This is a genomic window from Acidaminococcus fermentans, from assembly GCF_009696675.1.
In the GTDB taxonomy this organism is placed as follows: domain Bacteria; phylum Bacillota; class Negativicutes; order Acidaminococcales; family Acidaminococcaceae; genus Acidaminococcus.
This window is the reverse complement of sequence record NZ_VULN01000011.1, coordinates 19,634-34,149: the sequence shown is the minus strand read 5'-3', so window position 1 is coordinate 34,149 and position 14,516 is coordinate 19,634. Positions and strand designations below refer to the sequence as shown.

General features: G+C 58.0%; 12 protein-coding genes. 9 read left to right on the top strand and 3 right to left on the bottom strand.

Annotated features, from left to right (window positions below; all coding sequences use genetic code 11):
• Positions 1-43: 43 nt before the first annotated feature.
• From FX155_RS08255 to FX155_RS08235, 5 genes are all read left to right on the top strand, one after another.
• Positions 44-886 (top strand): hemolysin family protein, encoded by an 843-nt coding sequence (locus FX155_RS08255; protein WP_022487754.1) that lies wholly within the window; start codon positions 44-46, stop codon positions 884-886.
• Entirely contained in the window at positions 876-1,622 is a 747-nt protein-coding gene (gene recO / locus FX155_RS08250; protein WP_154488397.1) for a DNA repair protein RecO, read from the top strand. The genes FX155_RS08255 and recO overlap by 11 nt, the downstream gene beginning before the upstream one ends.
• The gene (locus FX155_RS08245) at positions 1,615-2,331 is read left to right on the top strand and encodes a hypothetical protein (protein ID WP_154488396.1); all 717 of its coding nucleotides are present in this window, start codon (positions 1,615-1,617) and stop codon (positions 2,329-2,331) included. Before recO ends, FX155_RS08245 begins: the two co-directional genes overlap by 8 nt.
• 304 nt (positions 2,332-2,635) lie before the next feature.
• Positions 2,636-3,388, top strand: a complete 753-nt coding sequence (locus tag FX155_RS08240) for an exodeoxyribonuclease III (protein ID WP_154488395.1) — start codon at positions 2,636-2,638, stop codon at positions 3,386-3,388.
• Positions 3,389-3,398: 10 nt separating this feature from the next.
• A complete protein-coding gene (locus tag FX155_RS08235; RefSeq protein WP_154488394.1) occupies positions 3,399-4,175 on the top strand; it encodes an ADP-ribosylglycohydrolase family protein in 777 nt (258 codons plus the stop codon).
• A 92-nt stretch (positions 4,176-4,267) separates the two neighbouring features.
• On the opposite strand, the gene FX155_RS08230 is transcribed toward FX155_RS08235, so the two are convergent.
• Complete coding sequence (locus tag FX155_RS08230) at positions 4,268-5,176, bottom strand: LysR family transcriptional regulator (RefSeq protein ID WP_154488393.1); 909 nt, start codon at positions 5,174-5,176, stop codon at positions 4,268-4,270.
• A gap of 334 nt (positions 5,177-5,510) precedes the next feature.
• On the opposite strand from FX155_RS08230, the gene FX155_RS08225 reads away from it, so the two are divergent.
• The 3 genes from FX155_RS08225 to FX155_RS08215 are packed head-to-tail and all read left to right on the top strand — an operon-like array spanning position 5,511 to position 10,259.
• Complete coding sequence (locus tag FX155_RS08225) at positions 5,511-6,653, top strand: 2-methylaconitate cis-trans isomerase PrpF family protein (RefSeq protein ID WP_154488392.1); 1,143 nt, start codon at positions 5,511-5,513, stop codon at positions 6,651-6,653.
• Between the two features lie 24 nt (positions 6,654-6,677).
• Positions 6,678-7,943, top strand: coding sequence for an SLC13 family permease (locus tag FX155_RS08220; RefSeq protein ID WP_154488391.1), 1,266 nt, complete (start codon positions 6,678-6,680; stop codon positions 7,941-7,943).
• Positions 7,944-7,964: 21 nt separating this feature from the next.
• Complete coding sequence (locus FX155_RS08215; RefSeq protein WP_154488390.1) at positions 7,965-10,259, top strand: hydratase; 2,295 nt, start codon at positions 7,965-7,967, stop codon at positions 10,257-10,259.
• 85 nt (positions 10,260-10,344) lie between these two features.
• Here the strand turns inward: FX155_RS08215 and lgt are convergent, their stop codons facing one another.
• On the bottom strand, positions 10,345-11,121 hold the full coding sequence (gene lgt / locus FX155_RS08210; protein WP_326831129.1) for a prolipoprotein diacylglyceryl transferase: 777 nt from the start codon (positions 11,119-11,121) through the stop codon (positions 10,345-10,347).
• A 15-nt stretch (positions 11,122-11,136) separates the two neighbouring features.
• Positions 11,137-11,841 carry a metallophosphoesterase gene (locus tag FX155_RS08205; protein WP_154488389.1) on the bottom strand — a complete coding sequence of 235 codons (705 nt, stop codon included), beginning with the start codon at positions 11,839-11,841 and terminating at the stop codon, positions 11,137-11,139.
• A 155-nt stretch (positions 11,842-11,996) separates the two neighbouring features.
• Between FX155_RS08205 and leuS the strand changes: the two genes are divergently transcribed.
• On the top strand, positions 11,997-14,486 hold the full coding sequence (leuS, locus tag FX155_RS08200) for a leucine--tRNA ligase (protein WP_022486643.1): 2,490 nt from the start codon (positions 11,997-11,999) through the stop codon (positions 14,484-14,486).
• Positions 14,487-14,516: the final 30 nt, after the last annotated feature.

Here is a 14,516-nt window from a genome sequence, read left to right as displayed (position 1 = left end):
ACTGAAACCAATCTTATATCCATTTGCTTATCTGTTCTGGCATGTGGGCGCTGCCCTGTACCATTTCATGGGGGTGGAACCGGCCCAGAAGGGGGCCAGCCATTCGGAGGATGACATCCGGAAAATGGTCAGTGCCAGTGAAAAAGGCGGCAGCATCGATCCGGTGGAAAGCCGGCTCATTGACAATGTGTTCGACTTTGCAGACCGGGTGGCCCGGGAAGTGATGGTGCCCCGGCAGGACATGGTGTGCCTGTTCGTGGACGATCCCATCGAGGAAAACATGAAGGTGATCCGGGAATCCGGCCACACCCGGTACCCTCTCTGTGAAGAGGACCGGGACCATATCCTGGGGATGGTCCACATCCGGGAATTCATGAATGCGGACTACCGGCAGCCGGGCTTCGACCTCCGGTCCATTATGCGGGAAATCGACGTGGTGCCGGAAAGCATGTCCATTGCCAAGATCCTCCAGCTGATGCAGCACAAGCATGTGCAGATGGCGGCGGTAGCCGATGAATACGGGGGCACCGCAGGGCTGGTGACCATGGAAGACCTGCTGGAAGAAATCGTAGGGGATATCCAGGACGAGCATGATACGGATATGCCGGAAATCAACAAGATGCCAGACGGTTCTTATGTGTTCGACGGACTGGTGCTCCTGGATGAAGTATCGGAAATCATGGGGATCCAGTTCGATGATCCGGAAGAGGACACCATCGGAGGTTATGTGTTCGGCCTCATCGGCCGGCAGCCGGTGGTGGGCGACAGTGTGGAGGAAAACGGCTACAAGTTCGAAGTGCTGGATTCCACCGGGTTCCGGGTGCTCCGGGTCCGGGTGATCCCTTTGAAAAAAGACAAGAAGGAAGCGGCTGTCCATGAGCAGTGAAGTGTTTCAAGACGAAGCAGTGATCCTCCGAGTAAAAAACTGGCAGACTGCGGATAAATACGCAGTCTGCTTTTGTCGTGAACACGGCAAAATCCCCTTTGTGGCCTATGGAGCGGCCTATCCCCGGAGCCAGAGCGGCCGCCTGGTCCAGCCTTTTGCCCATCTCCGGCTGAGCCTTTCCCCAGGGAGGAAGGTGGCTTCTCTCCGGAGCTGTGAAAGCCTGGAGATGCCCCTTGCCATGGACTGGGAGAACCTGGCCTACGGAGCCATTATCGGGGAAGCGGCGGAACATCTCCTGGGGGATGAGGAACCCCAGGAAGAGGTGTTCCTGCTGCTGCTGGAAGCCTTCCGTCTTTTGGGGAAGCGGAACCGGCGGCTGGTCACCGACAGCACCCTGCTGAAGCTGCTGGCCCTGTGCGGGCTGAACCCCATCCTGGACCAGTGCACCAGCTGCGGGGAACCAGTGACGGAAGACGGGTATTTCAGCCTGGTCCAGGGGGGCTTTTTGTGCAAAAACTGTGCCATGGGGGACGAACTGCCCTTTACGGTGGCCACCCGGGACCTGATGGACCGGCTGCTCCATTTGGACCTGGCGTCCCCTCCGGATTTCACTGTCCGGGGCCGGGAACTGATGGCCATGGAGAAGATCCTCCACCAGTTCATCCTGTACCAGACGGACCGGCCCCTCCGGAGCCTGGAATTTCTGGCCAAAATGGAGAAAACCAGCCATGGATAAGGTGCAGCTGAGCAAACTGATCCTCCGGCAGCGGAAGGACCTGATTTTCTGGGTGGTGCTGCTGTTCAACACCCTGACCACCTTTGCCACTCCGGCCCTGGACTGGTATTTTCCTCTGAAACTGGTGCTGCTGTTCTGGGTGGGGTCCGGGGTGTGGCTGGCCCTGCCGGTGATCGAACGGCTGAAGAAGAGGGAAAAAGCCTGGCATTTGGCCGCGGTGGCCCTGGTGCTGGGGACTTTGTACCTGTTTCCGGCGGCCTGGCCGCTGCGGGTGGAATATCCCCTGCTGGAACTGTGGTTTTTGGTGACAGTGCCCTGTACCTGGTACAGTGTGTGGCATTTCTTCGGCTGGCGGAAAATACGTCAGCCCCGGGGCGCCCTGTGGACACTGTGGCCGGTGCTCATGACACTGGGGGCCCTGTGGGCCGTGTGGGACACGGACAAGGGAGCCCTGGGGGCGGCCTTCCTCCAGCAGCTGTTCTACCTGGCCCTGGGGCTGGAATACTGCCGCTGCGGTGCCCATTACCAGCACCGGCTGCTGTTCAACGGAGGTCTGCTGCTCATTACGGCGGCCTTCTGGAGCTTTCTCACATCCTTCGTATTCATCCTCCCGGAGCCGGTGTATCCGGTTCTGTGGGCAGCCTGGCTGGGGGTCCTGAACTGGATTTTTCCGGAGCTGGGGGAGAGGCAAACAGTCACTGGTCTCTAGTCCGCAGTCCATGGAGACCATCTGCCCGGGGCAGATGGCGATGAATGGAAACGCAGCCGGGGGCTGCTAACCCACCACCAGCCTTGCGGCTGGTCCCCCGCCCTTGAAAAGGGCGGATAGGGGCTCGGGCCTGCGGCCCATTGCTTTATGCACAAGGGCGCAGCCCGGCGTGCAGTATATCCGCCCTTTTCAAGGGCGGGGGACCGTTGCGCCTGCGCAATGGTGGTGGGTTAGGCGCCGCCATTTGTTCGGCGCCGTATCCTTTGACCAACGATTCACGATAAAAGACAAACGAGGTATACCCATGAAACTGATCACCTGGAATGTAAATGGCCTCCGGGCCTGTATGAACAAAGGCTTTGCTGATTTTATGAAAGAGGCGGACGGGGACATTGTCTGCGTCCAGGAAACCAAGATGCAGCGGGAACAGGCGGATTTCCAGTTCCCCGGCTACCATGAATACTGGAACAGCGCGGTGAAAAAGGGCTATTCCGGCACCGCCATTTTTTCCAAGACGGAACCCCTGAAAGTGACCTACGGCCTGGGCCTTGCGGAACACGACCAGGAAGGCCGGGTGATCACCGCCGAATACCCGGATTTCATCCTGGTGAACGTGTACACCCCCAATTCCCAGCGGGGGCTTACCCGGCTGGACTACCGGATGGACTGGGAGGACGTGTTCCAGGACTACTGCGCCAGACTGGCAGAACAGAAGCCGGTGATTGTCTGCGGGGACATGAACGTGGCCGCCCAGCCCATCGATCTGAAGAATCCGGACAGCAACCACAAGAACGCAGGGTTCTCGGACGAGGAACGGGCCAAGTTCCAGCAGTTCCTGGAACACGGGTTCGTGGATGCCTTCCGGAGCCTGTATCCGGACAAGACCGGTGCCTACACCTGGTGGTCCTACATGTTCAAGGCCCGGGAACGGAACGCCGGGTGGCGGATCGACTATTTCCTGGTGTCCCAGAACGGGAAAGACCGGATCCAGGACGTGATCATCCACAATGAAGTCATGGGCAGCGACCACTGCCCGGTGGAATTGGAGTGGAAATAGGAGGTACAGGATGGAAGGGGCATTTATCGGAGATATTGTGGGATCGGTTTATGAATGGTCCGGGCACAAAGGGAAGAAATTTCCCCTGTTCGGTCCCGGCTGCCGGGCAACGGACGATTCCCTTATGACCCTGGCGGTGGCAAGGGCCTTTGGGGAGGCCCAACAGGCCGGGAAACTGCTGGAGGCGGATACAGTGCTGCCCCTTCTGGCCCGGGAAATGCGGAACCTGGGGCAGAAGTATCCCAATGCCGGGTTCGGGGGCAAATTCCGGCTGTGGCTCCGTGATCCGTCTCTGGGGCCCTATGGCAGCTTCGGCAACGGAGCGGCCATGCGGGTATCCCCGGCAGGGTGGTTCGCCTCCACCCTGGAAGAGGCCCAGCATCTGGCGGTATTGTCCTGCCAGGTGACCCACAACCATCCGGATTCCTACCGGGCGGCCCGGGCTGTGGCCGGGGCGGTGTTCCTGGCCCGGCAGCACAAGAACAAGGACCAGATCCGTACCTATTTGCGCCAGTACTATCCCCTGGATTTCCGGCTGGAGGAGATCCGGGACAGCTATCAGGGGGATGCCACCTGTGAAGGCTCTGTGCCCCAGGCTCTGGAAAGCTTCCTGGAGGCGGAAGATTTTGAAGACGCCCTCCGGAACGCCGTGTCCCTGGGCGGGGATACGGACACCCTGGCCGCCATGGCCGGCAGCATCGCCGAACCCTTCTTCGGCATCCCGGCACAGATCCTGGAAGAGGGAAGAAAGTACTATCTGCCGGAGATGCGGGAGATGGTGAAGTGAAAAAGGGGTGCTGCACGCAGCACCCCATCGTTGACCGTTGACAAAAAGAGGATGCTGCACGTGTGTTTTTTGCGCGTGCAGCATCCTCTTTTTTACGTAAACTCCTTCACGATTTTGATATACTCCTGGGCGTGGAAGGGGAGGTAGCCGTTTTTCCGGTAGGCGGCCACGAAGGTAACCGTAGTGTTGGGACTGCCTACGGAAAACGGGGCCAGCTGGCTCCGGTCCGGGATGTACTTCAGATGGGTCTCGGTGATGAAGGTGAACCCGTAGCCCCGGGCCGCCAGTTCCGCTTCTGCCTGGATGTTCTTGGTTTCCAGGATGATCCGGGGCTCCAGGTGCTGCTGCCGGAACAGCCGGTCCACCACCTGCCGGGTCCGCTGGCTGGGGTTCTGGACGATGAACCCCTGGTCCTTCAGGAGCCGCAGGTCCATATGGGGATACCGGCAGTCCTTCTTCTTCTGTCCGTATCGGGTGAATTCACTGTCTTTGTGCATCACCAGCACCACTTCCTCCCGGCTGATCACCGTAGTGGCCAGCCCGGGCTCCGGGTCCAGGTAGTTGAAAAAGGCCAGATCGATGTCCCCGTCCAGGAGCAGCCGGACCAGATGGTCCGAATTGGCCTCGTGGACGTCAATCCGTACATTGGGGTATTTTTCATGGAACAGGGGCAGGGTGATGGGCAGCATATAGGTGCCCCGCATGGTGGGAAATCCGATTTTCAGATACCCTTCGTTGTTCTTGATAATATCCCCCATTTCCTGGTCCAGGGCCCGTTTGGCCTCCAGGATCTCCCGGGCCCGCTGGAGGTACCGCTCCCCGGCGTAGGTGGGCTGGTACCGGTTCCCCAGACGCTGGAACAGAGGCTGGTGGAGTTCTGTTTCCAGGGCCTTCAGGAATTTGGACAGGGTGGGCTGGGTGAGATGGAGGGCTTCTGCTGCCTTGGTGATGTTCTGGTGCCGGGCAATGGCCAGCACATAGTTCAGTTCTTTGAAATCCATGGCATCCTCCTTGTTTTTTCTTTGATTATACCCTGGATCATTCCTGAAAACCATAGCTAATATAGAAAACATGAATTGTTTTTATTGTACTGAAAATACAAAAATTCTCTTTTCTTTCTGTACAGAACCCTTCAAGCGGATAAAAAGTGACAAAATAACTGATTTTATAAAAAGTACTGTTCAGAAAAAAGCTTTTCTTCGTAAATTTGGGTCTAAAACCATGAATTAAATTCATGATGAACTGATAAAAGATGAATTTAACCCATTCTGAAAATTCTGGTACCATAGAGTCAACGAAAGAACGGAGTTCAGGAATCCAGGGAGGTACAGAAACATGGAGAAAGCATACAAACTGCCGGTAACGATACTGCGGGGAGGCACCAGCAAAGGGGTCTATCTGCTGGAAAAGGATCTTCCGGCCAATCGGAAACAGTGGGATGCCCTGCTGCTGCGGCTCATGGGAAGCCCGGACAAGAAACAGATCGACGGACTGGGAGGCAGCCAGTCGGTGACCAGCAAGGTGGCCATCCTCCGGAAATCGGACCGGCCTGACGCGGATGTGGATTACACCTTCGCCCAGGTTTCCGTGGACAAGGCGGTGGTCAGCTACGGAGGCAACTGCGGCAACATTTCTTCCGGGGTCGGGCCTTTCGCCATTGAAAAGAAACTGGTGCCGGCTCTGGAAGGCACTACCCTGGTGCGGATCTACAACACCAACACCGGCAAGGTGATCCAGGAAGAAGTCCCCACCCGTGACGGGCAGGTCCAGTATGAGGGAGAATTCCGGATCGCCGGGGTGCCGGGGACGGCGTCTCCGTTGAAACTCCGGTTCGTGGAACCGGCGGGGACCCTGGGGAAAGGGCTGCTGCCCACCGGGAACCCGGTGGATGTGCTGGAAGTACCGGGGAAGGGTCCGGTGGAAGTATCCCTGGTGGATGCGGCCAACCCTCTGGTATTTGTCCGGGCTGCTGACCTGGGTCTTACGGGAACGGAACTGCCCGATGCCATCAACGGAGATCCGGAACTGCTCCGGCTGCTGGAAACCATCCGGGGCCTGGCAGCGGTGAAGCTGGGACTTTGTGAGAAACCGGAAGAAGCGGCCTGGGTGACTCCGGGACTGCCCAAGATGACACTGGTGGCTCCTCCTGCCGCCTACACCACTTCGGCAGGGGAAACCATAAAGGCTGACCAGGTGGACCTGGTGGCCCGGATGATGTCCATGCAGAAGGCTCATCCCAGTTACGCCATGACGGGAGCCATGTGCACCGCGGCCGCTGCAGCGGTCCCCGGCACCCTGGTCCGGCAGGTGTTCCGTCCGGAAGGGGATCTCCAGAACATCCGGATCGGTCATCCGGGAGGGATCCTGCCCTGCGGAGTGGACTGGAAGGAAAATGGAACGGTGCCGGAAATCCTGGATACCTTCGGGTACCGGACAGCCAACCTGCTGTTGGAAGGCCTGGCCCGGGTACGGGTCTGATACAGAAGAAAAAGGAGAATGGATATGGACTTCAGCGTAATTTCCCTGCTGGTGCTGGCCCTGGTGGTCGCCGTAGGGTTCATCAAAAAAATCAACATCGGTTTCTTCTCTGTGGGGGCCGCCTTCCTGCTGGGTATGGCGGGGAACCTTTCGGCCAAGGCCATTGTCAGCGGGTTCTCCAGCTCCATGTTCGTAACCCTGGTAGGGGTCACCTTCCTGTTCGGCATGGCTTCCGCCAACGGCACACTGGATCTGTTTTCCAAAAAAGTGGTAGCTCTGGTGGGGAAACGGACCTACCTGATCCCCATCCTGATGTTTGTGCTCAGCGCCTTCATCTCTTCCATCGGACCCGGCCACATTGCCGCCGGGATCCTGATGACCACCTTCGCCGTGTACCTGGCCTTTGAGCTGAAGATCAACCCTATGGCCACGGCTCTGTACGCCAAACTGGGGGCCAACGCCGGCTGCGCTTCTCCCCTGTCCCTTACCGGGATCCTGGCCCGGAACCTGTCGGAACCTTATGGCATCGACGGCTTCGGCCTCCACCTGTTCCTGACCACCCTGTTGTCCGGCTTTGTGTTCACGGTGGTTGTCTACCTGCTGTACAAAGGGTACAAGGTGAATGGGGACAACCCGCTGAAACTGTCCGACATTCCCGCTTTCAACCGGGAACAGAAAATCACCATGGGCGCCATTGCCGTCATGGTCATCTTCTGCATCGGCTTCAAGATGGATACGGGCCTGTTCGCCTTTGTGGCGGCTGCCGTGCTGATCCTCCTGAAATGCGCTGACGAAAAACAGGCCATCCGCCAGATTCCCTGGGGCACCCTGATGCTGATCTGCGGGGTGGGGATGCTGGTCAGCGTGATCACCAAACTGGGAGGCATCAAACTGGTGTCCGACTTCCTGGCTTCCTTTATGACCGCTTCCACCGCCGTGCCCATTATGGCCGCGACTTCCGGGATCCTGTCCTGGGTCAGCTCCACCACCGGTGTGGTCATGCCGGCTCTGTATCCTATCGCTCACCAGATCACCGGTACCTTCGGAGGCAGCGTCAGCTACGTGGAATTGATCTCCGCCATTACCGCCACCTCCTTTGCGGCGGCCATCAGCCCTCTGTCCACCGGCGGGGCCATCATCATGTCCTCCTATTCCGCAGCCAAGGAAACCACCACCTACGAGATGAACAAAATGTTCAAGACCCTGTTCCTGCTCAGTGTGGCCAATGTGGGCATCAATGTAATTATGGCAGCCCTGCATGTATTCTTCCTGGGCGGCCTGTTCCTGTAATCTATCCATGAGGTGAATGAAATGATTGAACTGACGAAAAACGGTGCATATCTGCTGAACGGCCGGGACCTGATCCCGGAAGAGAACAAGGCCCTGGGAGAACAGAAACTGGGCCGGAAACTGGACAGGGAAGAAGGCCGGAAGGGGACCATTGCCTGGGGTATCCTCCAGGACCACAACACCAGCGGTTCCCCGGATCATCTAAAGATCCGCTATGACGCCCTCACTTCCCACGACCTGACCTATGTGGGGATCATCCAGACCGCCCGGGCTTCCGGCATGGACCATTTCCCCATGCCCTATGTGCTCACCTGCTGCCACAATTCCCTGTGTGCCGTGGGAGGCACCATCAATGAGGACGACCATCTCTTCGGCCTCACCGCCGCCCAGAAATACGGGGGCATCTTCGTACCGCCCCATGTAGCCGTGATCCACCAGTACATGCGGGAAATGCACGCCGGCTGCGGGAAGATGATCCTGGGTTCCGACTCCCATACCCGGTACGGGGCCCTGGGGACTCTAGCCGTAGGCGAAGGGGGCGGGGAACTGGACAAACAGATCCTGGGAGACACCTGGGATACGGATTACCCGGAAGTGGTGGCCGTGTATCTTACCGGCCGGCCCCAGCCCTGGGTGGGACCTCAGGACATTGCACTGACACTGTGCCGGGCGGTGTTCAAGAACGGCTACGTGAAGAACAAAGTGATGGAATTCGTGGGTCCCGGGGTTTCCTCCATGTCCACGGACTACCGGAATGCGGTGGACGTAATGACCACGGAAACCACCTGCCTGTCCTCCATCTGGCGGACTGACGAAGATACCCGGGCCTTCCTGAAGGAACATCACCGGGAGGCCGATTACAAGGAACTGAATCCGGGAGAAGTGGCCTATTATGACGGCTGCATCCAGGTGGACCTGTCCCAGGTGAAGCCCATGATCGCCCTGCCTTTCCATCCTTCCAACGCCTACACCATCGATGAACTGAACGCCAACCTGGAAGACATCCTCCGGGAAACGGAAAAGAAAGCGGAAGAAGTGTCCCAGGGACGGGCTCCCTATACCCTTACGGACAAGATCCGGGACGGGAAGCTCCAGGTCCAGCAGGGGGTCATCGGAGGCTGTTCCGGCGGGAATTACTCCAACGTGGCGGAAGCCGCCGCTCTCCTCCGGGGCCGGTCCATGGGCAGCGGGGAATTTGCCCTGAATGTGTATCCGTCTTCTCTGCCGGTGTACATGGATCTGATGAAAAAGGGCCTGCTGGGAGATCTGATGGCTGCCGGAGCCGTGGTAAAGACCGCCTTCTGCGGACCCTGCTTCGGGGCAGGGGATACCCCCAACAACAATGGCCTGTCCATCCGGCACAATACCCGGAACTTCCCCAACCGGGAAGGGTCCAAACCGGGCCAGGGACAGATGGCGGCAGTGGCCTTGATGGACGCCCGGAGCATTGCGGCTACCGCAGCCAATAACGGCATCCTGACTTCCGCAGAAGTCTATGGGGATGTGTTCGGCAGCGTACCGGAATACCATTTCGACGACAGCGCCTACAAGGCCCGGGTGTACAACGGCTTTGGCAAACCGGAACCGGAACAGAAGCTGTTCTACGGTCCCAACATCAAGGACTGGCCGGAAATGCCGGAACTGGGAGAAAATGTACTGCTCCAGGTGTGCTCCAAGATCCTGGATCCGGTGACCACCACCGATGAACTGATCCCCTCCGGAGAAACTTCCTCCTACCGGTCCAACCCTCTGGGCCTGGCGGAATTCACCCTGAGCCGCCGGGATCCGGGCTATGTTGCACGGACCAAAGCGGTGAAGGAACTGGAACTGGCCCGGGAAGCCGGCAAAGACCTGCTGCTGGAGAACCCGGAACTGGGGACTCTGTTCCGCCGGATCCAGGGAATCCCGGGAGGAGAAGGGGCTGCCCTGTCCAATACGGAAATCGGGTCCCTGGTGTACGCCACCCGGCCCGGTGACGGGTCTGCCCGGGAACAGGCTGCCAGCTGCCAGCGGGTGATCGGGGGCCTGGCCAACATCACCCAGGACTATGCCACCAAACGGTACCGGAGCAATGTGATCAACTGGGGGATGCTGCCCTTCCACCTGAAAGGGGAACCGGAAGGATTTGAAGTGGGAGACTGGATCTTCGTGCCGGGGATCCGGGAAGCCCTGGACGGCAGTCTGGACCAGATCCGGGCCTGGGTGCTGAAAGAGGGAGAACCGGTGGAACTGACCCTGTTCATCAAACCCCTGACCCAGGAAGAAAAAGAAATCATCAAGGCCGGGTGCCTGATCAATTACAATCGGAAGAAATAAAAAAAGGGGGTGTTGCACGTTGCGTGCAACACCCTATCGCTGTCAGCTGCCAACGGTCAGCGGCCGTTGACAAAAACCGGCTGCCTCAAGCAGCCGGTTTTCTCATCCCCGCCCACACAAACAGCACCAGAGCAACGCCGAAGGACACCAGGGCGGTGACCTGGGCGCTTTTGAGACCCCACAGCATGGGTTCCACGTAATCTCCCCGGAGAAATTCCAGGAAGAACCGGAGCAGGCTGTAGAGCATTACGTACAGGCAGCAGGGCTGTCCTTTTTTGGGCCTGGTGGTCTGGAACAGCAGCAGCAGGGCAAAAAGAATCACATCGATCTGGCCTTCCCACACTTCTGCCGGCCACAGGGGAACCGCTCCGTAGGTGGACCGGGCCAGGGTCCCTGCCGGATACAGGATGCCGAAATCTCCTCCCGTGGGAGCCCCGAAGGCGTCCCCGTTCAGCAGATTGGCCATCCGGCCGATGCTCTGACCGATGAACAGAGACGGGCAGATCACATCCAGCATGTCGATCCAGTTGACGTTGTGCCGCCAGCAGTACAGGGCGCCGCCCAGCACCCCTCCCAGGATGCCCCCCTGGATGGCCATGCCGCCCTGCCACACAAAGGGGATTTCCAGGAGATGGGCACTGTAATACCCCCAGTCAAAGAAAAACACATCCCAGAGCCGGGCTCCGATGAGCCCGCAGAAGCCTCCGTAGATGCCGATGTCCGGCAGGTATTTTTCCCAGCCCCGGCCGTCCCGCCAGGCCAGGAAATAAGCCACGGCAGTGGCCATGAAAATGGCGATGCACAGCATGATCCCGTACATGCGCACCGGGAAGCCGCCTACAAAAAACAGATATTGATGCACGATGGGTCCCTTTCTTCAATCGCAAATCTTCACCAGATGAAAATCCACATAATCCGCCGCCACCAGCCGGTACCGGGTGCCGTCCCGTTCTCCCTGGAACAGGTTCAGGAAATGGGCCGCATCTCCGTGGACATGGCCGTAGATGCACTGTTCCACCTGGTACTTTTTGCACAGTTCCGTAAAGCCGGTGATTTCTTCCGGGTTGTACAGGGGAGGGTAGTGGAGGGCGGCGATCAGGTGCTTCGCCCCGGCCTCCCGGGCTCCGGCCAGGCTCCGTTCCAACCGCTGGCATTCCCGGTCGTAGACCAGCTGGTCGTGTTCCCCGAACCCGGGCATGCTGGGCAGGTTCCAGCCCCTTGTGCCGCACAGGGCCACATCCCCTGTCTGGTAGAAGGTATTGTGGAGAAAATGGACTTTGGGGGGCAGGGCCGCCTGGAGTTTCTTTAAGGAATTCCACCAGTAGTCATGGTTCCCCTTGAGGATCACCAGATCCCCGGGGAGGGCCGCCAAAGGCCCCAGATCCTTTGCCACCGCGTCTTCCAGATCCATGGACCAGGAGGTGTCTCCCACCAGGAGCACCGTGTCTCCGTCCTTTACCGTTTCCTTCCAGTATGTGATGACTTTTTTTCGATGGCCCAGCCACTGGGCTCCAAAAACCTCCATGGGCTTTGTGGGGGGTTCTCCGGAAAAATGCAGATCCCCCATGGCATAAATTGCCATTGTTCCCACTCCTTCCTGCGTTGACTTTATGTGATACGAAATATATAATGAATCTATTACACAGACAAAAACCACTGTAATACTCATATGTTACTGAATCCAGAGAACTTATGCAAGGTGTTTCAGACGGGTTTTCTTTTTTAGGAGGTATGTTCATGTTCAAGGAAAAGTACGAGCCACACGAGATCGAAGCCCGGTGGCAGAAGTATTGGGAAGACAACAAGACCTACCAGGTCAGCAATGAGGATCCCCGGCCCAAATCCTATGTGCTGGAAATGTTCCCGTATCCCTCCGGGAACCTGCACATGGGCCATGTGCGGAACTATTCCATCGGGGACGTGGTGGCCCGGTTCCGGACCATGCGGGGCTTCAATGTGCTCCATCCCATCGGCTTCGACTCTTTCGGCATGCCTGCGGAAAATGCCGCCATCAAACACAAGATTCCCCCTGCCAAATGGACCATGGAAAACATCGCCAATATGACCCGGCAGCTGAAGGAACTGGGACTGTCCTATGACTGGGACCGGAAAGTGGTTACCTGCAAGGAAGAGTACTACAAATGGACCCAGTGGTTCTTTGAACTGATGTACAAACGGGGCCTGGCTGTGAAGAAGGAAGCCTCCGTGAACTGGTGCGACACCTGCGGAACCGTACTGGCCAACGAACAGGTGGAAGACGGCAAATGCTGGCGCTGCCATCAGCCGGTGGAAAAGAAACAGCTGAGCCAGTGGTTCTTTAAGATCACCGACTATGCGGAACAGCTGCTGGACGACCTGGACAAACTGCCGGGCTGGCCGGACCGGGTGAAGACCATGCAGCGGAACTGGATCGGCCGCAGCGAAGGTCTGGAATTCGGCTTTGAAGTTCCCAGTCTTCACAAGAAACTGAATGTGTACACCACCCGTCCGGATACCATCTACGGGGTCACTTTCGTGGTGATCCCTCCGGAACATCCCATGGTGGAAGAACTGCTGAAGGACAATCCCCGGAAAGCGGAACTGGAAGCCTTCTGCAACAAAGTGAAGAACACCTCCGATATTGAACGGACCTCCAGTGAATCGGAAAAACTGGGCATGTACACCGGAGTGGACTGCATCCATCCTCTCACCGGGGAAAAAGTCCAGATCTGGATCACCAACTATGTACTGGTGGACTACGGTACCGGCGCCGTTATGGGGGTGCCCACCGGGGACCATCGTGACTGGATGTTTGCCACCAAATACGGCATCAAGAAGATCCTCACCCTCCAGCCCAAGGACAAGGAACTGAAGCTGGAAGAAATGACCGATGCCTATGAGGACAAAGACGGGGTACTGGTGAATGCCGGTCCCTTCACAGGCATGGAAATGCACAAGGCCATGAAGGCCATCATTGACTATATGGAAGAAAAAGGCCTGGGGAAACGGCGGATCAACTACCGTCTCCGGGACTGGCTGATCAGCCGTCAGCGGTACTGGGGCTGCCCCATTCCGGTGGTGTACTGCCCGCACTGCGGAGAAGTGCTGGTACCGGAAAAAGACCTGCCGGTGAAGCTGCCTCTGGATGTGAAGTTCGACGCCGGTGCCTCTTCTCCCCTGGCTACCAGTGAACAGTTCGTCAACTGCACCTGCCCCAAATGCGGGGGCCCGGCCAAACGGGAACTGGACACCATGGATACCTTCCTGTGCTCTTCCTGGTACTACCTGCGTTACACCGATCCCCACAATGACAAGGCTCCCTTCAGTGAAGAAGCCGTAAACCACTGGATGCCGGTGGATCAGTACATCGGGGGCATCGAACACGCCATCCTGCACCTGCTGTATTCCCGGTTCTTCATGAAGGTGCTCCACGACGCCGGCCTGGTAAAAGCGGACGAACCCTTCACCAACCTGCTGACCCAGGGCATGGTGATCAAGGACGGGGCCAAAATGTCCAAATCCCTGGGGAACGTGGTGTCTCCGGAAGAAATCGTCGGGAAGTTCGGGGCCGATACCGCCCGTCTCTTCATTATGTTCGCCGCTCCTGTGGAACGGGAACTGGAATGGAGCGACCAGGGAGTGGAAGGGTCCTTCCGGTTCCTGAACCGGGTATGGCGGATCGTGTACTACTTCAAGGATGTGCTGGCCCGGAAGGTCACCTCCTATGATACCGCCCACCTGAACGAAGCGGACGAAGAACTGCGGCACATCCTCCATGTGAGCATCAAGAAGGTCACCGAGGACATTGACAACCGGTTCAACTTCAACACTGCCATTTCCACCCTGATGGAACTGGTGAATGCCCTGTATGCGTACCGGGAAAAGGCCAAACCGGTGAACGACGGTCTGGTGTACGAAGCCATTTCCAAGCTGCTGCTGATGCTGGCGCCCTTTACGCCCCACATCACCGAAGAACTGTGGCATGACGCCATGGGCAGCGAAAACAGCATCCACAAGGAACCCTGGCCCACCTACGACCCGGAAGCCATCAAAGTGGAACAGGTGGAAGTGCTGATCCAGGTCAACGGGAAACCCAAGGCACGGATCATGACCGCACCGGAAATCAGCAAAGAGGACCTGGGGAACCTGGCCCTGGAACAGGAAGAAGTCAAAGCCGCCATCGGAGACAAGAAAGTGATGAAAGTCATCGCCGTCCCCGGCCGGCTGGTGAATATTGTAGCGAAGTAAAAAAAGGGGCTGTTGCGCAAGCAACAGCCT